Genomic DNA, 23,281 nt, shown 5'->3' with positions numbered 1-23,281 from the left:
CTTTGTAGTGATGATACATATCGATCGCATGTTGTGCTGGATAGAAATGCTCATCATCAAAATCGAACATTTTTCTCTCTCCAGTAATTACTGGAAAACGATCTGGCCCAACTGGTGCTAGATCTACATTGGCTAAGCCTCTGCCGCCTTCGTTATATCCACCTTCACATTGATTGGCTGCTGTTGCGCCGCCCCATAAAAAATCTTTTCTAAATGACATGTCAAAATTCCTCCATTTTATTATAGTAGGTGCCATCTCATCAACGGATGACTTTCATCACCTGTTCACCCGGATCAGACAACACACTTGTCAACGTAATAATATCGCCAAAATCTATCGAATTAGTTACCACAACAGGTGTAATTATATTATAGCCCTTTTCAGCAATTTTCTCTAAGTCAAATTTGATTAATTTATCACCTGTTTTCACTTTTTGCCCTTTTTCCACAAAATAATCATAGCCTTCGCCATTTAACTGCACAGTATCAATGCCGATATGAATCAATAGTTCAACACCTGTATCACTCGTCAATCCAATCGCATGTTTAGAATCAAAAACAGCTGTAACAATTCCATCAAATGGTGCATAAACGATATCTTCAACTGGTCTCACAGCAAGACCTTTACCTAAAATTTCTTCTGAAAACATACCATCTGCCACATCGGCTAGCTGGACGATCTCTCCTTTAACAGGATTTACAATATTGATGATCGATTCAGAAACTGCTTCATTAACAATTGGTTCAGCATTTGTTTGTTCGTTTTTTTGTTCCACTTGGGGCTCTTTATATAAAAGATAGGATATAACAAAAGAAATCACGATACTGATTACTGCACCGATACATGCCATATAAAAATGCGTCAATGTATCATCTCCAATATAGCTTGGTAATGTCAACAAGCCAGGTGAACCACCAGTAAAGTTTTTTACTCGTGCAATTCCCATAAACAAACCACCTATTCCACCACCGATCATAGCAGCATATAAAGGTGTTTTATAGCGCAAATTCACTCCGTACAAAGCTGGTTCGGTAATCCCAAACAATCCTGTCAAACCAGCAGAAGAAGCCAATTGTTTGATTGAAGAATCTTTACTTTTAAGTCCTACAGCTAATGAAGCCGCTCCCTGTCCAAGATTTGAGGCCAACATTCCAGGATAGATTACCGTATCATAGCCGGTTGTCATACGGTTATTGATTCCAATTGGAACAAGTCCATAATGAGTACCAGTTGCAACAAACAATGGTGTAAATGCACCAATGATTGTCGGCACTAACCAAGGACTAAATTCTTCTAACGCTTTAATACCAGTTGAAATACCGTCACTAATGAAATAACCGATCGGACCAATTACAACAAGCGAAATTGTTCCAACAACTGCAATCGTGATCAACGGTTTACTGAAAAATTTGATGACCTTTGGCGACAATTTATCTGCAATCGGTTCAACATAAGACATAAACCATACCGATAAAATAATTGGAATCACAGAAGAACCATAGGTCACGGCTGAAATTGGTAATCCAAATAAGTGAATACTCCCTTCACCAGCTTCTTTGATTGCATTAACCATGCCAACAAAATTTGGATGGAGTAAAATTCCACCAACCATCATTGCTAGATACATATTGGTTTTAAATTTTTGAGCAGAAGATGCAGCTAATAAAATCGGCAGAAAATAAAAGGCTGCATCTGCCATAAAATCAATGATGATATAGGTTTGACCCGTTTTATCTATCGCATTGAAAACAACTAATAAAGAAAGAACTGCTTTTAGCATCCCAGCTGCAGTGATCGCTGGCAAAATAGGGGTAAAAATCCCAGTAATCGTATCAATAACTTTTGATGCGGCGCTCCGGTCATCTTTTTCACCCGAGTCAGTTGACTGACCATCCAAAGCAGGCGCTTTTTTGACAATCTCTTTATAAACACTCCCAACATCACTACCAATGATTACTTGGTATTGGCCCCCCTTTGAAACAACCCCCATTACACCAGCAGTATCTTTTATCTCATCTGTCTGTGCTTTTTGCTCGTCTTTCAAATTAAACCGTAAGCGCGTCGCACAATGCGTTAAACCACTGATATTTTCTTCTCCGCCGATCTGTTCAATAATTTTATCTGCTAATTCTTGATAATTCATGTATCATTCCTCCTAAAAAAATAAAAAAATACCTAAGAAAGCTCTTTATCCAAAGAACTTTTTCTTAGGTATAGCCTGTGATGTACACAGTAACAATCCTTTAATTGTTTGTAATTCTTCTAATATGGATCGTGAGATAAATCATTTCATCTTCCTTTAACTCTCGATCGAATTCTTTTCCAATATACTCACGAATTTTCAATGCACAGAGATATTCTTCTTGATACTTCTCCTTTAGCATAAATAAAAATCCTTCGTCTTTATCCTTGTCTAATTCTATTCCACTAAATAGACGTTGGACGAAAAACTTTAAATGAGTAATAAACCGCTCGTAATTTAATGTATATTCGTCTAAATCTGTTTTATAGTGATATTTGACGATATTAATGATTTTTTGAATCACTTGTGTCATTTCAGAAACTTGACTGACTTGTGATAAATCAAGTTCAGCATTAACGATATGCAAGGCGATAAAGCCTGCTTCGTCTTCTGGTAATGAGATAGATAACCGATTGGAAATAATAGTTAAAGCTTCTTTTCCAATCAAATATTCATGATTATAAAATCGTTTGATCTCCCATAAAAGTGCATTTTGCACTGGCAAACCATTATTATGCCGTTCAATGGCATAGTCGATATGATCTGTTAGAGTAAGATAAATATTCTCGTTCAGCTTTTTTCCTAAAGAAACTTTTGCAAAACCAATAATTTCATTTGCCACTTGTAAATGCTCCAATCGAACATTTGACAATAACTGTGTCAATTTATTAGTGGTTAAGTCAGCATTACTTGTATAAATCTTTTCAATCAAACCATCGTCAATTGCATCTCCAACATTTTTTTTGAATCCAATCCCTTTGCCCATCACCAAAACTTCATGACCATCAGTGTTGAGAGATTTGACAATATTATTATTGATTACTTTTTTTACTTCCATAGTATCTCCTCAGTGAGATTCGATCAGCTAGCTAATAAAATGTTGATTAAAAATAAAGTATAGCCTGAATAATCAGTAACAATCTTCATTTCTCTTGTTATTAAAACATGAAAGTAAAGCGTTGTCAACACAGGAAAAGCTCTTACTTTTAGTATAAATACAATTTATGCAATCGCTCTAACTGACTCTCTTTTACACCTAACCCAAGTGTCAAATATTCTTTCATCGTGCCATAATTTTTTTCGACTGCTTGATAGGCACCATCTAAGTAGTCTTTTTTAGTTAGTTGTAGTGAGGCTAAGAAAGCAAGTACATCTTCATTATCAGTATATTTTTTATAAATAGCCATCCGCTTTGCATTTCTAGGCGCGTTCATCTTGTCTGTCAGAAGATAATCTTGATAAATTTGTTCCTTACTGACACCTAAGGCACCTAAGTAAATCGCAGCAGCCCAACCAGTACGATCTTTCCCACCTTGACAATGAAAAATCAATGGTGCTGCATCATCCTCAACCAAGGTTGAAAAAAACTGTTGATATGCTTTAACAGCATTTTCACCTAAAACTAACTGCTTCATTTGTTCAATCATCACATTCCGATTTTTCCTTAACTGCTCTTTTCCAGCTTCAGTGCGGACCATTTCTTCCAGCTGAGCGATTTTCTCTTCATCTTTTTTTGAAACAGATTGCGTACTTGCTTGTTGAGCAACATCGGCGTGAGGATTAAAATTGACCGTTTCACTCATTGAAATTGGCTGATTAGGGTCTTTGGCAATCTCTTGTGGTGAACGAAAATCAATGATTCGTTTGATCTCCAGTCTTTCGATATATTTCTGTTCTTCACTATCTAATTGATGTAACGCATCTGATCGAAAAACTAAACCCCACTTTGTCAAATGCCCATCCGCGGTAGAGTATCCACCTAGATCCCGACAATTATATAAATGCTCTAAAGGCAGACGGCGTTCTGCCCCGATAAAAGTATCTGAATCCGAAAACGCTTTGAAATATAAACGTGCACCTGGCTCAGGATCTTTAAATGTTTGCCAGCCTTTTTCACTAAACTCTAGATAGTGACTACCTATTATATTTTCAGAATGATTACTTCCATAATAGACTCTTACAGGAAAGCGCATAGTTTCCGGAATTTTTATTTTTAGGTATTCAGCATCTCTTTCTATTTGCAGCTTTTGCATAATGTCACACTCCTATTGTTTTTCAAGTGTTGCAGCCTCTTCTGCTACGCCTTGTTTATCCAATTTTTTAATGAACGGTAGATACAACAATAGTACCACAACAAACTGGATCAACTGAACAACCAATCCTTGCCAACCAGCCGCCATAAATCCCGATAAGAAGGTCGGAAGATTTTTCGGTACGTTTACACTGATCACTGGTAAAAAGCCGATGATCGTTGCAATGTAAGCAATTCCGACACAAACTGCAGCTGAGAGAGTCAAAGGAATAAAAATAACTGCATTCATAATCATTGGAATCCCGAATTTCATCGGTTCGGTGATACCAAAAATACTTGGAATAAATGAAATTTTCCCAATCGATTTAAATTTCTCACTCCGACTCATCCAGACTAAAATCACTGCCAAAGCTAGAGCTCTAGGTCCTTTGAATGCATCCAAGAAAAATGAATTGATGATGTTGGTTGCAACCTCTCCAGCAGCAACAGCTTCCATATTAGCATAGGCTTGTGAAGTGAACAAAACAGCAATTACAGACCCTACAACCATGCTACCATGAATACCAAAGAACCAAAGTAGTTCTGATAAAAACATGATAAAGAGTGCAGACCAGATTGATCCTCCTAAAGATTCAAGAGGTGTTTGAAGATTCGTATAAATGAAATCGTGGACATTACCAAACTGTGTTTCCGCAAAAAGCGTGCTGATAATAATGACAACGATAAAAATAATTGCGGCAGGGACAATGGCTTCAAACGTTTTGGCAATCGCAGTTGGAACACTTTCCGGCATACGGAACGTGATTCTTTTATCGACCATTTTTGCAAACAGCCATGTCACGACTAAAGCAACGATCATTCCCACGAAAATTCCTTTTGAACCAAGATAAGTCAGTTCATACGCCATTGCTGGCTTTTCTCCACCAGTATCAAAAGCTGTGATTGGTGTTAAAACAAAGAAAGACGCAAGTGATAAAATAATCGAAGCAATCGTATCCCCTTTTTTCTCACGCGCCATCGCACAAGAAATCCCGATAATGATATAAATAGTAATCAAGTTACTTGAAATCGAGGTCCCTAATGAGCAGGCCTTGATGACAATTTCAGGTAAGCCTGGAATCATCCCGATGATCGTTGTCAGACTTCCTACGATCGTAATCGGCAAAGTCATCATCATCCCATTTGCAATACTTTTAACAAAAACGTTATTTGAAAATTTATTGACAAACACATTCAACCCATTAATAAATGAACTTTTTTTACCCTCTGTCATTTTCTCATTCTCCTTTATCTATTCAGATTTAGCACTAATAATCTCTTGTGCCATTTTAAATACTTTCTCACCATTCATCATTCCGTAATCCATCATTTCAATTACTAAAACCGGAATGTCAGGATATTCATTTTTGACGTCTTCTTGCTGATAGCCAACTTGTGGACCAAGCAAAATAATATCTGATCCTGTCACTCTTTCTTCAAGCTCACTCAACCCACACGCCGATATATCAGCAGCTATTCCTTGTGACGCAGCATATTCTTCCATCTTTTTAACCAGCATTCCTGTAGACATTCCACCTGCACACGCTAACGTAATTTTCAATTTGATCACCTTTTCTGTTGTATTTTTACGCACTCTTTTTAATTAAGTTACGCAATTCTTGCATTTCTTCATGTAAATCAATAAATTCTTTTGTAAAATCGGTAGCAGTGATTGCTGCCATCATATGATCTTGTGCATGAGTCAAAAACATCGTAGCTGACTCTTCTGGGTTGTTCGCAAAATTTTGTAAAATAGTTGTATGTTGCTGGTGTGCGATTTTTAAGTTTGCTTTACTTTCCTCCAACATTTTCTTTGCATTAATGATTTCCCCTTTTTTTGCTTCTTTAATCGCATTCATAGCTAATGATTTAGCATTTCCTGCGTATACAATGATTTGCATCACATCTGTTTCCGAAATCATCCGATCTTCTCCTTTCAAATAAATTCCTAGTCACTTATCTATAAGCAACTTTTATGCCAAACACTCAAAAGGTAGATAAGAAGCCTATTCAGACACATGTGTTTCATTTATATTTGAAAGTAAAACACATAACAAAACACATGATATGAAAACAATACACATGACTTTGACTAATAAGCGTTTTCACCTTATACTTAGAACGAGTGTTTATTTATGAAAGAGTGGCATAAACTATGAAAAGAATCGATAAAATCGCAGAACTACTTACAACTTATTCAAAGGATCAACCAGCAACAGCAAAAGAAATAGCCGAAAAACTTTCTATTGGTCGAGCAAATGTCAGCAGTGATTTAAATCAGCTCGTCAAACAAGGGAACGCAAAAAAAACTGGCACAAAACCAGTTTATTTTTTCTCTACTACTCCCAAATCAGTGAAGACAGAAAATATTTTAGATGAATGTGTAAAGAAAAGTCCTAGCCTGTTTCATTGTGCTGAACAAGCAAAGGCGGCCATTTTATATCCGCCCAAAGGGATGCATATCTTACTAACTGGGGAAACTGGCGTTGGTAAAAGTATGTTTGCTGAATTGATTTTTTCCTACGCACAAGCACAACACAAAGTGAAAGCGGATTCTAACTTGATCACTTTTAATTGTGCAGATTATGCCAATAACCCACAATTACTGGTAGGCTCGATTTTTGGTATTGCAAAAGGAGCGTATACTGGAGCTGATAGTGATCGAATAGGATTAATTGAAAAAGCAAACGATGGTATTCTCTTTTTAGATGAGGTCCATCGCCTGCCGCCAGAAGGACAAGAAATGCTCTTTACTTTTATTGATCGTGAAGTCTATCGACGTTTAGGAGAAACAACAAGTGAACGTAAAGCGAAAGTATTATTGATCTGTGCTACAACGGAGGACATTTCTTCAACGTTACTTCAAACCTTCATTCGCAGAATTCCGATGAGAATAGAAATTCCTAATCTGCTAGAGCGTGGCTTAGAAGAACGCTTAACACTAATTTCTCTGTTCTTTCAAGAGGAAACTAAAAAACTGGAAACACCAATAGAAGTATCAACCAATACGATTCGGGCCTTGCTCGGTTATCATTGCCAAAATAATGTAGGACAACTAAAAGCAGATATCCAGCTTCTATGTGCGAAAGCCTATTCACAATTTATTGCTCGACAAGAAGAGAGCATTAAGATCAGCAGCTATGAATTACCTCACTATATTCGTGAAGGACTTTATAATAATGAAGATCGTAAAAAAATCTGGCTACTTCTACCTAATATGAATAGTCGCTTTTTCCTTTTTGATAATGAAGCCACTACACTTTTTTTACCAAACGACAATAAAGGAAACGATATTTATCAAATTATCGAGCAAAAAATAAATGATATGGAACGGATTGGTTTGGATACAGCTCAAACTGCTGAAATAATCGATACCACCATCACAAATTATTATCGCTCGTATACAACCGATTCACCTGTTGATTTACAAAGCTTAGAACAGATCGTTGGTTCAGAAATCATTGCAACATCTAATAAAGTCTGTGAAAAAGCTTCACGTTTACTAAATTGCTATTTTTCTGACAATGTTCGCTATGGACTAGCACTTCATTTATACAACACTATTCAGCGAATAAAAAGAGGACAAAAAATCAATAATCCTAAGATCTCTGAAATCAAAAAAAACTATCCACAACTTTTTGAAACTGCCCAGCATTGTCTTTCTGTGATCGAAACAGATTTCAGTGTCAAACTGCCCGAAGATGAAGCAGGCTTTTTAGCACTCTTTTTCTCTTCAGACGAACCTAAACAAAGGAAACAGATCCAGGTTGAAGTAATTGTAGTAGCACATGGTCAATCAACTGCAACCAGCATGGCCAACGTCGTCAATAAACTGCTTGGTGAGACAATCGCAGTTGGTTTTGATATGCCACTTGAGGAAAAACCTCTAGTAACACTATCGAATATTCAAGACTATTTACAAACTAGCAATCAAACAAAGGATGTTCTTTTACTTGTAGATATGGGATCATTGATCAATTTTAGCGATGAACTGAAGAAATATGCTGCAATTGACATACGCTGTATTGAATTGGTTAGCACGCTGCACGTCTTAGAAGCCAGCAGAAAGGCATCACTCGGCTATAGCTTAAGTGAAGTATATGAATCGACTCTAAACATTCGAGGTCTTTCTACCTATCAAAAACAACCATTGCAAGAAGCAAAAAATACAACTTTCTATCTGTTAACCTTATGTACGACAGGAGAAGGTTCTGCCCAGCTTATCAAAAAAATGCTCTATTCTCGATTAAATTTGAGAGGCGGTTCTTGTGAAATCATTTCCTTACAAATAACTGATTCTCATTTATTAGCTGAAACTATCAACAATCTAAATGATAAAGGAAAAATTATTTGTACGGTCGGAACCTTTCAAACAGAATTGAATGTGCATCATTTTTCCATCAATGATGCACTAAATGAAGACAATACTGTAAAAATACAATCACTCATTGATTATGAAATAGCTTTCGATGGCATGCGAATCAATATTACAGATATGCTACACTATGAACATGGTGAAAAACTTATCTTAACGGTTAGAGAGTGGATTGAAACATTGGCTGAAGAAATAACTCCTTATTTGTCTTATGAAATAAAAGTTGGATTATCCTGCCATGTTATCTGTATGATCGATCGTTTACTTCAAGGACAAGAAGTCAGTACCTTCCCACACAGCCAAGATTTCAAAGAAAAATATTCACAAGAAATCGGCCAAGTACAGCGAAACTGCCAATTTTTAGAAACCTATTATGGGATCATGATTCCGCAAGACGAGATACTTTACATCACCGCTTTCTTTATGAATGAATCGTTTCTTTAAGAATATTAAAATAAAAAGCAGTAAGCGTTGATGAATCAATTTATAGAATAAAATCAATAAATACTATTTACTGTAAAATAAACGCCTCATTCCATGGTGAAATAAGGCGTTCATTTTATTTATTCAGAGTGTTGTCTAACATTAAAAATATGTTAGACAAAAAAAGAACACCAACGCATCTTACGTTGGTGTTCTAAGTATACCGGCGGCCGGGGTCGAACCGGCACGCCCTCGCGGGCACTGGATTTTGAGAATAGAAAAACAGTATTACTTACGATAACTTTCGTTTACTTTCAATGTTTCTTCTATTATATACTATACTTCCGACTACCTTCATTCACTTCACGGGGTAGTCAAAAGGGTAGTCAAGATTTTAAGCTATATATAGTAAAGTATCTAACACTGGACAAGACGAACTGACGTTCGTATAATATCTACAAGGTGATAATAATGAGATATGTAAAAACCGTACATTTAAAACATCAAGTGCGCCCTGCTCAGTATTTCTATTCGCTGCATTTAGTTCCGTTCCGGAAAGTTTCATCGAGACGGATCAACATTGAAGAAACTGTTTATAATTTTTGGTCGTTCCCACCTGTACGAAAAAGAGATTATTTAGCAGCGTTTCCCTTAGAAAGAATAGATCACTTCATAGTCTTTGAATATCTTGAAGCTAGGCAATATTTGCAATTGCGTACTGATAAGATCTATAGGCTAAAGGATTTTAAAATGCAACCTAGAAAAATCGATTACCCATTTGATGATTGGGTACTTAAAAAAAAGGAAAAAAGACATGAACATAATTGAAGAATATGAAGCTGGGTTAATCAACTTTGAAGAGTTTGAAAAATATATATGGGGCTGTGGTCAAAGATTGATCAATGAGGTCGGAATCGACAAATTTATTTTTTATCTTAACGCTAAGGAGGGCGAATACTATGACAAAGAATAGTTATGTAGGTGTAGTTGATAAGATTAGAGTAATCAGAGCATTTCCCAATATGTTGGTACGTTTTACGTTGCATACCTCCTCTGAGGATATTAATTGTTTAGTCTGCAAAAAAGAACTGGCTAACCTTATACTATTTTTAGATGATGGTAAATTTGAGGTTGCAACTCATGGGCATTATAACGATCGCTCACAATTTATCGTTGATAAGTTTATTGTCCGCAACCCTGATAGCTTTATACGTGAGTTTGTCTTAAAACCACTTAAAACGATTGCTTAAAAAATGAAACTGAAAAATAATTGCGTATATTAAAAAAGAAGGAGGAGAAAACTTCTCCCCTCTTCCTTCACTAGCCCGCTAACTTCCCCAGCGGGCTTTTTTATAATTTTACGATGTCAGTTGCTTTTTCAATCATCTTCAAGGCATAGTTGTCGTGACTATATGCCTCTTCTTTAGTAGCATGTCCTGTCCGTTTCAATAGCAAATCAGCATTTTCCACGTGTTTAGGAGTTGGCAAATACATCCGCTTATTCCCAAATACAAACCAAATTTCTTTCGATCCATTTTTTTGCACTTTGATAAATTTAAACATAATATCATCATCCTTTTCCATTGTTTTTGTTGGTTCTTCATCGCTATTGCTTATATTAGCTGTCGTTCCGTTTCTAGGTTGTCTATAAATGGTAATTGTAGGCTGCCCATTAGCGTTCCAGATTTGATCATGATCGTTTACGGTGATGCCATTATAACCATAGTTGCAGTGGATAATATTGTCAGCGTCATCAATAAACATGCCTGTATGTCCTGCAGCGCCTAAAGTAAATCCACGATCACCCCAAATAAAAACATCGCCTCGTTTAGTTGGATAGTTACCATTTACAGGTTGGACTTGTTGCCAGCCGTTACGCTCTAAGTCGTTAAACAAAGTCTCGGTGTTACCTATATTTGTATTAGCTGGTAAAAATCCTCCGGCAATCAAAGCGTTATAAACAGCACTAGAACAATCATAACTACTTGGTCCTAAACGATAGTTCATGCTGTAGCTAACTTTGCCTTGTCGTTGCTGCAGCCAACTGAGCGCCTTGTTGATATCACTCATCATTATCACCTTTTTCATTTTTGATATTTTTCAAAAAATCCTCAAATAATTCTGTGCCAATACCCATTTTTTTATAGTTTTCTAATATCGATTTCAATTCCATCAACAGATATCCTACATACAACACATAAATCAAACCAACGCCAGCTCCTCCAGGGATTAGCGGCGCTAATGGAATGAAGAACATGAGCAGCACCATACTAGCCACTTTCCTCAAAATACCATTGATTCCAACTTTGCTTTTGAACTCAATAGCTGGGTTGATTTTAGCAGCTAATGTGCCGCTTAAAAAATCAATAATCATTGCCCCACAAATTAACGCTAATACATAAATCGCCTTGTGATCTGCATCAGCCACGAACTGATCTAAATAATTAAACACTATCATAAATACCACCTTTTCTTTATTTTAAACGCATAAAAATTACAACCAAAAAGGAATGACGAATAAGTAGCCATTCCTTAGACCTTTAAAAATTTGCCACTTTAAACAATATAAATGATATTGATAGGCAACCAAATGCCAGCTGGCATTGCTATCTGATTATTAGTAGTTGGCTCGCTATATCTGCCAATCGATAAACCACCCTCTTTAGATACACGAGATAAAAATTTTGCAACGTTAGTACCGTGATGCACATTACATACAAGTTGATCTCTTGGTCGTGCCCAACTTGGCAACAACGATCCTGATTTAAAAATTGACGTCTCACCAGCCGGTATTGTAGTTACAGGCGTAAGAGTACCGCATATTTGTACGACGTTTCCGCTGCGCCTTACTGTTATTTTGTCGTCAACATTTGTACTGTACTCTTTGAATTTTATTGCATCTAACAATCCCGAGAGCGCAGACTCTTGTTCGTTTTTCGCTTGCACTTGATCAGCAAAAGGTATCTCTCGCCACTCGGACCAAGTACCGTTATATAGATTTCGAGAAAATCTTTTAAAAGAAGTATTACTTGTATGATAAGTAGTCAATAACTGATTTACACCAGGTAAATCACCTGATGACACTAGTTCTTGCACTTCGAGCCTAAAAGCTATGTTAACTGGTGTATTTAAAACATTAGTTGCGTATACGCTTGTACGGCATAGGTAATACCCTGCTTTTGTGTAATTGTTTAAATCGTCTGATCCAGCGGTTGCAGCTACAATGAGTGCTGGCGTAAATTGATCATTTTTAGCGACAAAAACATCTGACATCTTAAAATTGATCTGATACTCTAAATACACTTGATCGATATTAATCACGCTAGGTACAACGCCATCGCTTGGAGGTGCATATAAAACGATGTAAACACAGCCGTCATCTTGCACACGCTGTCCAGTTTGATTTTTGTACCTCAGCAAAGTAATTTGATCATTTGGATTAAGCAATCCCCCTTGCCACATGGATCCTGTCCACAACTGCATGTTTACTTGTGATCTTGATGTACCAGGAGCTGTTGTGCTTGCTCCGCTACCTTTAGCGTAAGCTACCGGACTAATAGTGCCATCTACAATTTTTCTAGTAATGGCTACTTTTTGCGATTGTGTCGTTGCTCCTAATGCATCAAATAGTCCCGGATGTTTGCGGTCAATATCAGCAACAACATCAAAAGGAATGCCAACTTGTCGCATCTGCTCTGCCGCACTTGTTTGAGTTGTGTAGATTTTATTATCTAACTCTGCAGAATCATTATAAGAAGCAGTTCCTATCTCATAGTTAAATTGGCTAGGGTTTAAAATAGCTTTACCCATGTTTGAATACATTTTATGCGGATTTTCTACTAAGCTACCCGAAACTTTACCAACCATAGTCGCTTTTTCATCAATGATGATTTCTTTACCCATGATAAAGTTACGAAAATCATTATTGGCTATCTGATCGCTGATCTCATTTGCTTTGCTGTCTAGCTGATTGACTTTTTCGTTGACTGTATCTACACTTCCGGTCAACTCTGATAGATCCACTGTAATATCTTTAATTATCGCATCAGCCTTTTGTCTCAACTCTGTTATCACATCATCAAGCGACTTAAAATAAAAATCCTCAATCTCCGGAATGTCTTGATCGATCGCAGAACGAACCATCGTAAAACCATACTCGGCTAAATCTATTTGTTGACCATTTTTAAGGTCGAGATAAACATTCATAATGACTTTGCCTTGATACCCTTTTAAACGATCTGTGAGGATATAAGAGATACGTCGCCGATGACTTGCCTCGATGGTTGCTGTGTCTTCAATTTTCTTTGTTTCGCCATCTTGTGTGACTGTTAAAAGGACCTTTATCGCTTCAACCTCTTCAAAATTCAGTTCCACACCTTTAGGTAAAGCTACAGGAATAACCAATTTAGAAACATTTTTATCATAAGAATAAACGACACTCGCAAGCTTTTGCTGCTTGTGAGCGCCGAGAGTGATCTGCGCTGGTGGCGTGACTGTCTCTTGTTTAAAATAATTGGTTGTCATTTAAGCCACCCCTTCTATTTTTCTAATCCTCATATTACTTGCTGTATCTTTTCCATCAATTCCGAGACCTCTATTTCTTGCAATCGTCATTTGAGATGCAGAATTTCTAGTCACACCAATTTCGAAGAAATTTCCACCAATAGAGGTGCCATTGAAAATATCAAAATATCTAACATTAAAAGATTTATTAGATTCAAACTCTTGGCATATCCACGAAACACCATCATCTAATTCAACCCAAACTCTTATTGTTTTAAAGTGAGTCATTTGTTGATTGAATGTAATAATGTTCCCTGCATCTTTAGCTGTTCCTGTCCATACAACCTCAATACGAGGAATTCTCGTCCACCCTTCTGGATTGTACGATGCCGCTGTAGTGTGCATTGTGTAATACCATAGCGTACCGTTATATCCTTCTGTCAGCCATATTTGTTTTCTATCCCCAAGACCTCGTTCGATACGCAATTGAATAATATTACTAGAATTACTTAATTCATCAGGTAAATCACCAAAATCAGCGTATGTTTCATAAAGACCTGCTGGAATGTCGAAAACTGATTTATACTGTTTCAACGCTCCTCGGAGTCTAATGTTCCATGCACCTTTGAATACTTCCGGCGTAGCAAATCCATGAGTAAATTCGCTTGCTGCTTTGTGGGCTTCTTTCTCATTAGATCCAATATGATTTTCTACCAACGAGATTAATTGTTTAACGGACGGAAATAGCTTTAAATTTTTTAAATCAAATTTCATAATCCATCCCCCTTAATACGTAAATGATCGATCAATCGCCCGACCGAATCCAAATACATTTACTTTTTTAGCTACAGTATCGACAGACAAAACAGACCAGCAATCCTCCTGTGGTGTATCAATTAATGCTGGATCACTAAAGCCACCGTTTAAGCAGCGCATTTGTGTAAACTTGACGCTATCGCCTAGTTGATTAAATCCCTCATCGTGCCAGTGACCACAGATATAGCCAACAAGGATTCCTGGACCTTGCTTGATAAAATCTGCCGTAAAGTTGACCTCGTGATCTGGATAAACACTTTTGATTTGTACAGTAGTTCCCAGCTTGTACGCCTCTAATATCTTAATCAAGCATTCACGGTTATCAAATTTTTCGTCATGTATTGGGCAATGCCCAAATACGATAACATGATAATCGGTAGGTACTTTTAGCGCTTCATTTGCCAGCCATTTAAGCTGCTCTTGTTGCATTGCAAAATGATCGTGCGATCCGTACTTGTAAGTACCATCGGCATTTAGCACGCTTTGGTTATTGTCGTTTGTATTCAAACCAACGACACGGATTTTTTTATCTGGGAAATCTTTGTAAAAATACAAGCTATCGCCATTTCTTACTTCATCAAAGAGTTTTGATTTAGTTTCATAAAAATCCTTAAACTCTTCATTGGTGATAATGTCACCTGGCATCACTTTGCCGATGTCACGCTTAAATGGTGGTGATCCGTTGTCGTGATTGCCCAAATTAACAAACGTTGGTATTTTAGCCGCTCTTAATGCCTTGATACCAAATTTACGTTGCTGGATCTGCGACTGCTCCTTATCCTTAATGTAACAATCAGCATTATCACCGTTGTAAATCGCTACGTCAGCAACATCTTGCAATGACTGCATATTTGTAATATGCGACCAAAAATACTCGGCATATGTCCACGATGTAGCGCCATAACCATAATCCGTGTGGATATCAGTCATATGCAGCACGTTAAACTTGTTTTTATCAATCTTATTCCTTAGTAAGCTTAAAGCGGACACAAAAATCGAGCGTGGTGTCTCTCCGCCAATCTGCAACGCTGCATTTGTTTGTAGTGTGCCGTTTAGTTCTTCTTGTTGCTTCTGCAACTCGTTTAGACGATTAAGCAATGCGCCTCCTGGGTCGATCGCTTCCAAAAGCTCCTTGTTGTCTTCGACAAATTTCATCCACTCTTCCAGTAATTTATCCATTTCACCGTTGCTATTAGCAATAGAATTGTTTAATTGATTCAATAAGTCTTCTAAACGTTGAATATAAGATTCTCCATCCATCAGCATTTTTAAAATGGATGATTGGACTGTATAAGTAAAGTTTTGCGTTGTATCTAAAAGCATACCTTCTTGATAGATTTCAAAATAACCTTCTTGATCTCCTACCTTCTGCATACAATCATCATCCATCGTAAATTGAAAAAGTCCTTCTTCTGGCTTAAGGACAGTCGCTTCTTTTTCGACTAAAATGTATTGTTTAAAATTCGTACAAAAAAGCACCCGCAATCCTGTTAGATCGTAGGGCACTCCATTTTGCACTATTTTAAAGTCAAATATTTCACTATTCACGTTGCCTTGCCTTACAGACAAGACCCCCAAATGATTATAGGGTTCCGTAGTGCTTAATGTACCAGCCCATTTAGACATGCGCATCTTCCTTTCTTTTAAAATGTAATGACATCACGTGGATTGATTCTTGATGTCGCAGTAGATCCACCTCTTCGGACTTCGAAGTGCAAATGAACACCTGTGGAAGCTCCCGTAGTCCCCATTACACCAATAACAGTAGCATTGGTTACTTTTTCCCCTTGCTTAACATTTATACTGCTCAAATGTCCGTAGTAAGTGTAATAACTGTTGCCATGATCGATCATGATGTAATTCCCCTCTAAAGCAGGGTTGCTACCTACAGTCATAATCGTTCCTGAGTTAGCTGCGTATATATCCGGCGTGCTACCAGCTGGGACAGAAGCCAAATCAATGCCGCCGTGAATTCCTGCAGCGCCTCCGCTGTTGTAATCTGGTTCATCCCATTCTTGCGTGACTACATAATTAGCTCTAACTGGAGACAGCCATCCAGCGGTTGGCGGTTTCAAATCCTTCAACTTGTCATACCAATATTGCGCTTGAGTACCACGAATTGGCTGGTGGACATCTTTAGGATGCTCGTAGAATGCAATAAAGTATTCGGCAGCAAGTTTGACATCTTTCAATTGTGTAAATTCCCTGAAAGAAATATTCGCTAAATCCGGTCTTTCGTAGTTAGGGAACCATTGTACGTTATTCTCCATTTCCCATTGGATTCTTTGACATTGTGCATCTAACGTCCGATGATCAAGCCCTCGTTCGTTACACCAATCAACTAATTTAGATTTTGGCGTCCATTGAACAAGACCATAACCGCCACCCCCGCTGATTTCATCAATATCCGGCATTATTCCCGATTCCGATTGCATGTTCCCAAGCATTCCAGCGATCGATTCAATCGACCAACCTTTCTCTTTAAAAAACTGCCAAACCGCCCAGGCATTTTTTTCTTGATCTGTTGTTAGTTCGGGCGGCACTCCGCCACCTCCACCTCCACCGCTTCCTGATCCATTTCCGGTTATTTCTTTACCATTAAGGAAAATTTTTCCAGTAACGTATAAAGCTCCATTCACTTGTACTAAACCTTCCATATTAGTCGTAACAAAATCATTCCATTGACCTCCATCAATTTTTTCGCTAACAATATGAAACGGTGTTTTTTCTGAACCGTCTGGGTATTTGCATTTAAGATAATAACTATACGGTGCTCTTTGAGTAATCGTAATTCCTTTATCTTTCTTAGCATCTCCAAATTGAGCTGCTTCCATTACTCCGATTATCTCATCTTTTTTATCTCTAAACGTGATTGCTCCATTGTTTAGCCCAATGTCATAGTTATCGTTTTTGGAATGGACTTCAATCCCTTCTAGTATTCCTGTTTTGATGAAATTGGCGTTTAAAATGCCATCAATTGTCCAACCATAGTCAAACGGACCCTTCCATCCTTTTCTAGAAAAACCAATCCCTTTACTATTTAGCACAACAACATCTTTTGCAGTATCGATCGAATCTGTATCTAGATAATAAGTGGCGTATGGTCTGTTTTTTGGATATTGATATACCGCACCACCATCCACACCATTTATTAAATCGGTAATGTAATCCACAAACGAGCTAGCATATTGTTTTGTCGGCATTGCTTTCATAGTTTCTTCTAATTTTTTTACTTGATCTTCGAAAAAGGTGAAGCGTTCGTCACCTGCCGAAATTTCAACAACTTTCTCAAGTAAGCTATCATATTTGATTGATCGGACTTTAGCTGTAATATCTACTTTTGTCTTTTGGTGAACAACGGTGAACGTGTCACATAAACAAAGTTTCCTAAAATCAGCAAATTTCTTCGTTTTAGAATTTTCTTCAAGCTTTCGTATGTTTACCTTCAATTGACAAGACGGTTTATCTACACCTGGATTCATAGAAGTAAAATAATTCTTTGCTACCTTGTTTAAGCTTGCTTTATCTGTTACTCCTTGATCTTCTGTAAATTGAACATATCTAGAAAAAATTTCTTCTTCGTAATTTCCAATATATTTGCTATCAACCGGAGATCCATAAATACGTTCGGTTACTCCCTGATCATTTTGGAGATCGGCATAAGGCAAAATCCTTGTCAATAATCCATCATAATTCAAATCAACAGTTAAACCTTCCAGGTCTTTTCCATAGCGTACAGTTGTTACATTATCCCGTCCTCTCCTTTTCAATAAAGAAAGTTTAAACGGCTCATGCTTTATTTCCCCACCCCATAATTGAAGCATAGAACCCTGTGACCCTCCAATACAACTTAACGGGTTAGTTACTTCAAAAGTGGTACTCGAACGAGTCTGTATATCTGAATAAAGTTCGATATCAGAATCCGCATCCATACCATTTTCAAGCATCCGCATAGCTTCCATACCTGTTTTATTGGATATAACCACGTTGCCAACAGCGCGCCTACCTAAACGGTTTGTTCTTGACTTCGCTTTTACTGTTAAAGTTTTAGTAAATACATCCATGAAATGATCATAAATATCAAAAATCATATAGTCGTCTTCATCGCTTGGTTTCGTTTTTATCTGATAACCGTACTCTTGTAAATAATCGGCATATTTCGCATTTGTAGGAAATTCAAGCTCTGCTTCATACTGCCCGTTTTCCTCTTCGGTGACAATACAGCTTATGCAATCACTCAAAAAACCAATGCCAGCATTTTCATAATTTGTTTCTTTGGGTTTAAATAATGTTGGTGTCATATTTTTGTTCGCCACCTGCCTTTCACTTCTAAACTCTTAACGTCTCCTGTCCAAGATATTTCATTTTTTCCTGGCAGAAACTTAGGAAACTCTTTTGAGTACATCTTGCTATTTTCATTGATCATTCCAGCCGTTGTTTCTTTATAGACCTCTTGTATTTCTTGATCACAATCAATTTCAATAAATTCTTCTATGCCTTTTAAAATTAATTCGTAGTCATTAATCTTTATCGTTATATCTCCTTGCCCCCAAATTTTAAAATAGGGTTCCGAAGAATACCTCAATGGATTTTCTAGTGTAAATGGTGCATTAAATACTTGAGATTCATTTCCTCTAATCATCATTTTGAATGGAGCAACACTTAAATCAAAAGAAAAAGGCACGCCAAGTCCAGTACCTCGGTGTCCTTCAAAATTTGGTTCATTAGAATTGATTACGTTGTATACAAAATCCGGATCATAATACGGTATAAAATCTACGTACTCGCCTTTTGTATCAATAAACTCGGTTACTATATCTTCTAAAACAGCGATATCAAAATTGTTTTTCGCTAAATAGAAACAAGACAACGATAGCGTTGCATTCGTATAATACTCTTTGTCTACTGGTATCAGCTTGTTTACCCCAGCGGCTTCTTTAAGTTCCACGACTCGTTTCGCCTTCGTTTTTTTCGGTCTTGTACGGATATAGGAATGAATTTCTTTGCTATGTCGACCATTAAGCCAAAAAGTACCATCTTGCATGATCGTCATTATAATCCACCTCTTCCAAACGGATTTTTTTGAGTTTTAAGATCGGTAAATCGATACATGAAATACTCGGCCATCTCATCCATAGTCTTTTTAGGTAGATTCCCATATGCATTTATGTGTAGGTGGATTTCATCGCCAGAACTACCTTGCATTTGTTCAGCTACCGCAGTCCGAATATACCCCATTAATTGATCGAGAGGGGCAATTGCTTCTTTTCCTGCCTCGCCGCCACCTAACAACTGATTACCATTTCGACCGAAAATTGTCGGTTTCGTTAAAATACCACCATCAGCAAACCATTTCACATCTAGGCCATTCGGATAAGATATTTTCTTTCCGAAAACTGTCTTTTCCCCCATCTTTAAGGTAAAATGTGGCAGCTTAGGCAATGTTATCTCCGGAAATTTCAGCTTCAATTTATCAAAGAATCCTCTAACAATGTTTATTTTGTCGTTGACTGTTTTAACGATTCCATTCATTTTATCAGTAAAGAATTTCGCTACTCCCCCAATGGCATCTCCTGCTCCTTTACTAATCCCTTTCCAAAAATCACCCATCCATTTCCCAAAGCTATCCCATTTTTCTTTCAACCAATCAGATATCGCACCCCAATTTTTAACGATATTTATTACTGCAACAATTGCTGCAACAACTGCAAGGATAATTAAAATCAATGGCCCTAGCGCCGTAGCACCTAACGCACTTACAACGGCCATAATCGCGGTAATCAATGGAGCAATACTGGTTAACAGAACAATAAGCCCTCCTAAGATGACGATAAATTGCTTCACGGGTCCTGGCATAGCTCCAAACCACGAAGCTAATGTTTGGATAACAGGAATCAATGCATCTAGTATTGGAGCAAGCGCTTCTGCAATAATAGCACCAAATTCGGCCATCACGTTTGTAACGTTATTCATCGCTACTTGTTGACGATCGATAGGATCAAGAGTCGCCTCGAATGTGTCTTCAACAGTTCCATTTACATTTTTCACCGTTTCTGCTAATCCTTCAAAATTTAAAGAACCACGTTTTATAGCATCTTCCATAACTCCTGCGCCCTTTGTTCCGAACACTTCTGCAGCAATTGTCATTGCTTCGGTTTGGTTAGCAGCTCCATTAATCTTTTTGCTTGTTTCTTCTAAGCCTTGAGATAAAGACTTATTGTCTTTAGCATATACAACACTGGCTTTCGACAAATATGAAAGCATTTTACTAGAATCAATACCGGATTGCTCGAACTTACCCATTAAGGCGACGCTTTCTCCAAAACCTAATCCTAATTGTTTGATTTGAGGAGCACCCTTGATCGCTTTATCGAACAAATTATCGACTGATTGACCCGTATTTTGCGCCGTTTTTGTCGTAGCATCCAACACCATGTTAAAATCTTCATTCGTGAGACTGTATGCTTCGATGGCTTTTCTAGCATTAATTGCAGAAGAACTGACATCAGCTTCATTTATATTTGCAAACTTTAAAAGATAGTCACTCGATTCTTCGAGTTTATCGTCCATGAAACCGAATTGAGTGTTCATTTCTCCGACAGCAGAACCGACATCGGAAAAAGAATCGACCGGCAAAGAATTGGTTAGATTCTTATATGTCTCTGTCATACTGTCAATCGCTTCCGCAGAAGCACCAGTTTTAGTGACAATGATATCAGCACCATCATCTACTTCGCGAAACGCATCTTGAGCCTTTCCGGCAAATTCTTTGATTTTATCACCAGCAGCACTCAACTGTTCAGCTGCTGCCATCATATTTCCGGAGTTCAACTTTGAGCCAATTCCTTCCATACTATCGCCAGTCGTATCTGCAGTAGAAGAAAGTTCCTTAAGCTCATTTTTTACATTCTCGATCGAATCGCCATCATCAATTTTATCAAGCGAGTCCTTCATTTCTTTTAGATCAACTTCACTACCCAAAGCTGATTTTCCAATTTTATTGATTGCTACTTCCAAGTCATCAGAACTGGCTTTTCCATTTTTGATAGAATTTACAAGCTTATTACCTAAAATATCTTGATAATCTTCAATAGATGTTCCTGTAGCTTTGAACAACGAATCAAGACGGCTAGTATTTTGACCTAGCCTTTCTTGCTCCGTTTGCATATTCTCTATTTGACCCTTATAGCCTTTTAGCGCTCCTTCGGTAGTAGCGAGTTCGCGCTGAAACGCTCGATACTGTTCCGCGCCGATATCTCCATTTTTATAAGACGCTTCAACATCCGCTTGGGCACCTTTTAACGCTTTTAATTTATCGCTAGTGTTCTGAACTTGTTCTGATAATAGCTGCTGCTTTTGTGCCAATAGTTCAGTATTTCCAGGATTCATTTTCAACAATCGTTCAACTTGTTTCAACTCACCCGAAACTTTAGTCGATCGAGTTGTGATATCTTTTAGACCGCTCGTGACTCCTTTTGTATCAGCATCTAATGCAATCGTAATTCCATTAATACGCTTGTTCGCCATTTTTTCACCTACCTTTAGAATGCATCAAAGTCAGCTTGAGTCGCTTTTCTTTTCTTCGCTGATCTTTTACCACCATCATTATCACTTGTCTTTTCATCGATCCATTCTTGGATATAATCAAGACATTGTCCGATGTCCATTAGTTCCATTTCCTGAATTGACAATCCGATTTCTTTACAAATAAAAAGAAATGATTCCATTGTGAGTAATTCATCACTCGAAGCCATTTCATCATTTACTTTTTTTTAGTTCGTACGCTAGCTTCTAGGAGCTCTGCAATCTCTGGCAATATTTCTTCAAGCGGCATCGTTTCGAAATCATCCAACCAAGTAAAAGGATCCGGAATGTTTTCATCTCCCGACTTCGCCATAACCCAAATGAAATTGTAAATCACCATTGTATCGAGGTAATGTAAATCTTCGAACGAAATTTTTTCCATGTCGAAAGTAGCTTCGCTGTTTTTTTCAGTTTCTAGAATTGCTTTAATAAGCTGCCCTTTATTCATTTTTGAATAACCTTCAACATTTTTTGATTTCAAGATTGATTTTAACTCATCGTTGTTAAGCTCTTTTAGTTCCGATTTTCTGTTTTCATCTTCGTCACCGCCGTTACTTAAAACTTTAGAAAGTTTCAACAAGTCGGCGAAATAGTCAGTACCGAATTGCATTTTATAGCGTAATGGTGTAGCAGCCGATGTTCTTAAACGAACTTGCTTACCATCAATTGATATTGTTTTCTCCATTGGTTATGCCCCCATCGTCTTTTCATAAACTGAACTGAACCAATTATCATAGACGGTTGGTTTTGTATTTTCTGTTGTTTTAGTTTTTACTTTCTTGTCACCAGGTCGAGGAGTAGCATTAAAACTCAACTCGGTAGTATTTACATTTTTACCAGTTGCACTACCTAGACCTGGTCGATTAGCTGAACAGTTATAAAGCACATGGCGCACTGCTTTTTTATCTCCCTCAAATTGAAACATCAAAGCAAACGGACTAGAAGAAGCATCTGATTGTTCAGTTTGCACCCCGTCCTCTTCGTCAACTTCTTCTCCTAGTATTTCCACTAAAAAATCATTTGGTACCAGGGCCGCACTAAATGTTCCAGTGTAACCTTTATTATCAGGAGAAGAATAATAAATGATGTTATCTGCTTCAAATTCGATTAAATCTCCATTCACTTCAAGATTTAATTCTGTTGCACCTGGATATCGTTTTGGCGTTTCATAGGTCATTGATCCATCTGCAGCAATCACTGCTTTCGCATAATAACAGTTCTCTAGACCAAATGTTACAATATTCTTTTTTTCTTCCATCTTGTTTT

Annotated in this window: 21 protein-coding genes; 3 read left to right on the top strand and 18 right to left on the bottom strand. The window is 37.5% G+C overall.

The window, feature by feature from the left end; all coding sequences use genetic code 11:
- From BCR25_RS09620 to BCR25_RS09590, 7 genes are all read right to left on the bottom strand, one after another.
- A partial coding sequence (locus BCR25_RS09620; protein WP_139124563.1) for a family 1 glycosylhydrolase occupies positions 1 to 220 on the bottom strand: 220 nt, incomplete at its 3' end.
- Positions 221 to 260: 40 nt separating this feature from the next.
- Positions 261 to 2,144: a beta-glucoside-specific PTS transporter subunit IIABC gene (locus tag BCR25_RS09615; protein WP_069663402.1), complete on the bottom strand. Its 1,884-nt coding sequence runs from the start codon at positions 2,142 to 2,144 to the stop codon at positions 261 to 263.
- A gap of 100 nt (positions 2,145 to 2,244) precedes the next feature.
- The gene (gene licT, locus BCR25_RS09610; RefSeq protein ID WP_069663401.1) at positions 2,245 to 3,081 is read right to left on the bottom strand and encodes a BglG family transcription antiterminator LicT; all 837 of its coding nucleotides are present in this window, start codon (positions 3,079 to 3,081) and stop codon (positions 2,245 to 2,247) included.
- A 148-nt stretch (positions 3,082 to 3,229) separates the two neighbouring features.
- Entirely contained in the window at positions 3,230 to 4,276 is a 1,047-nt protein-coding gene (locus BCR25_RS09605; RefSeq protein ID WP_245792263.1) for a tyrosine-protein phosphatase, read from the bottom strand.
- A 12-nt stretch (positions 4,277 to 4,288) separates the two neighbouring features.
- Positions 4,289 to 5,548 (bottom strand): PTS sugar transporter subunit IIC, encoded by a 1,260-nt coding sequence (locus BCR25_RS09600; RefSeq protein ID WP_069663399.1) that lies wholly within the window; start codon positions 5,546 to 5,548, stop codon positions 4,289 to 4,291.
- Between the two features lie 18 nt (positions 5,549 to 5,566).
- Positions 5,567 to 5,875, bottom strand: a complete 309-nt coding sequence (locus BCR25_RS09595; RefSeq protein ID WP_069663405.1) for a PTS sugar transporter subunit IIB — start codon at positions 5,873 to 5,875, stop codon at positions 5,567 to 5,569.
- 25 nt (positions 5,876 to 5,900) lie between these two features.
- Positions 5,901 to 6,236, bottom strand: coding sequence for a PTS lactose/cellobiose transporter subunit IIA (locus BCR25_RS09590; RefSeq protein ID WP_069663398.1), 336 nt, complete (start codon positions 6,234 to 6,236; stop codon positions 5,901 to 5,903).
- 233 nt (positions 6,237 to 6,469) lie between these two features.
- On the opposite strand from BCR25_RS09590, the gene BCR25_RS09585 reads away from it, so the two are divergent.
- The 3 genes from BCR25_RS09585 (at position 6,470) to BCR25_RS09575 (ending at position 10,362) form a co-directional block, all read left to right on the top strand.
- Complete coding sequence (locus tag BCR25_RS09585; RefSeq protein WP_069663397.1) at positions 6,470 to 9,133, top strand: sigma-54-dependent transcriptional regulator; 2,664 nt, start codon at positions 6,470 to 6,472, stop codon at positions 9,131 to 9,133.
- Positions 9,134 to 9,926: 793 nt separating this feature from the next.
- On the top strand, positions 9,927 to 10,085 hold the full coding sequence (locus BCR25_RS20380) for a hypothetical protein (RefSeq protein ID WP_169819007.1): 159 nt from the start codon (positions 9,927 to 9,929) through the stop codon (positions 10,083 to 10,085).
- On the top strand, positions 10,072 to 10,362 hold the full coding sequence (locus BCR25_RS09575) for a hypothetical protein (protein WP_069663395.1): 291 nt from the start codon (positions 10,072 to 10,074) through the stop codon (positions 10,360 to 10,362). The genes BCR25_RS20380 and BCR25_RS09575 overlap by 14 nt, the downstream gene beginning before the upstream one ends.
- Positions 10,363 to 10,462: 100 nt before the next feature.
- Here the strand turns inward: BCR25_RS09575 and BCR25_RS19885 are convergent, their stop codons facing one another.
- From BCR25_RS19885 to BCR25_RS09520, 11 genes are all read right to left on the bottom strand, one after another.
- Positions 10,463 to 11,182 (bottom strand): peptidoglycan amidohydrolase family protein, encoded by a 720-nt coding sequence (locus BCR25_RS19885; protein WP_083242632.1) that lies wholly within the window; start codon positions 11,180 to 11,182, stop codon positions 10,463 to 10,465.
- Positions 11,175 to 11,570, bottom strand: a complete 396-nt coding sequence (locus BCR25_RS09565) for a phage holin family protein (protein ID WP_069663394.1) — start codon at positions 11,568 to 11,570, stop codon at positions 11,175 to 11,177. Before BCR25_RS09565 ends, BCR25_RS19885 begins: the two co-directional genes overlap by 8 nt.
- Positions 11,571 to 11,668: 98 nt before the next feature.
- Entirely contained in the window at positions 11,669 to 13,636 is a 1,968-nt protein-coding gene (locus tag BCR25_RS09560; protein ID WP_069663393.1) for a BppU family phage baseplate upper protein, read from the bottom strand.
- Entirely contained in the window at positions 13,637 to 14,389 is a 753-nt protein-coding gene (locus BCR25_RS09555; protein WP_069663392.1) for a hypothetical protein, read from the bottom strand.
- Between the two features lie 12 nt (positions 14,390 to 14,401).
- A complete protein-coding gene (locus tag BCR25_RS09550) occupies positions 14,402 to 16,057 on the bottom strand; it encodes a BppU family phage baseplate upper protein (protein ID WP_069663391.1) in 1,656 nt (551 codons plus the stop codon).
- Between the two features lie 17 nt (positions 16,058 to 16,074).
- The gene (locus BCR25_RS09545; protein WP_249023539.1) at positions 16,075 to 18,747 is read right to left on the bottom strand and encodes a phage tail spike protein; all 2,673 of its coding nucleotides are present in this window, start codon (positions 18,745 to 18,747) and stop codon (positions 16,075 to 16,077) included.
- Positions 18,729 to 19,484 (bottom strand): hypothetical protein, encoded by a 756-nt coding sequence (locus BCR25_RS09540; RefSeq protein ID WP_069663389.1) that lies wholly within the window; start codon positions 19,482 to 19,484, stop codon positions 18,729 to 18,731. Before BCR25_RS09540 ends, BCR25_RS09545 begins: the two co-directional genes overlap by 19 nt.
- A complete protein-coding gene (locus BCR25_RS09535; RefSeq protein ID WP_069663388.1) occupies positions 19,484 to 21,958 on the bottom strand; it encodes a phage tail tape measure protein in 2,475 nt (824 codons plus the stop codon). The genes BCR25_RS09540 and BCR25_RS09535 overlap by 1 nt, the downstream gene beginning before the upstream one ends.
- A gap of 14 nt (positions 21,959 to 21,972) precedes the next feature.
- A complete protein-coding gene (locus BCR25_RS20810) occupies positions 21,973 to 22,098 on the bottom strand; it encodes a hypothetical protein (RefSeq protein ID WP_281247215.1) in 126 nt (41 codons plus the stop codon).
- A 95-nt stretch (positions 22,099 to 22,193) separates the two neighbouring features.
- On the bottom strand, positions 22,194 to 22,700 hold the full coding sequence (locus BCR25_RS09525; protein ID WP_069663386.1) for a Rho termination factor N-terminal domain-containing protein: 507 nt from the start codon (positions 22,698 to 22,700) through the stop codon (positions 22,194 to 22,196).
- A gap of 3 nt (positions 22,701 to 22,703) precedes the next feature.
- Positions 22,704 to 23,273 carry a major tail protein gene (locus tag BCR25_RS09520; RefSeq protein WP_069663385.1) on the bottom strand — a complete coding sequence of 190 codons (570 nt, stop codon included), beginning with the start codon at positions 23,271 to 23,273 and terminating at the stop codon, positions 22,704 to 22,706.
- Between the last annotated feature and the right edge of the window lie 8 nt (positions 23,274 to 23,281).

The sequence above is a fragment of the Enterococcus termitis genome, from assembly GCF_001730305.1.
In the GTDB taxonomy this organism is placed as follows: Bacteria; Bacillota; Bacilli; order Lactobacillales; family Enterococcaceae; genus Enterococcus_L; species Enterococcus_L termitis.
Note: the sequence above shows the minus strand (reverse complement) of the source record. Positions and strands in the feature narration are given on the sequence as shown.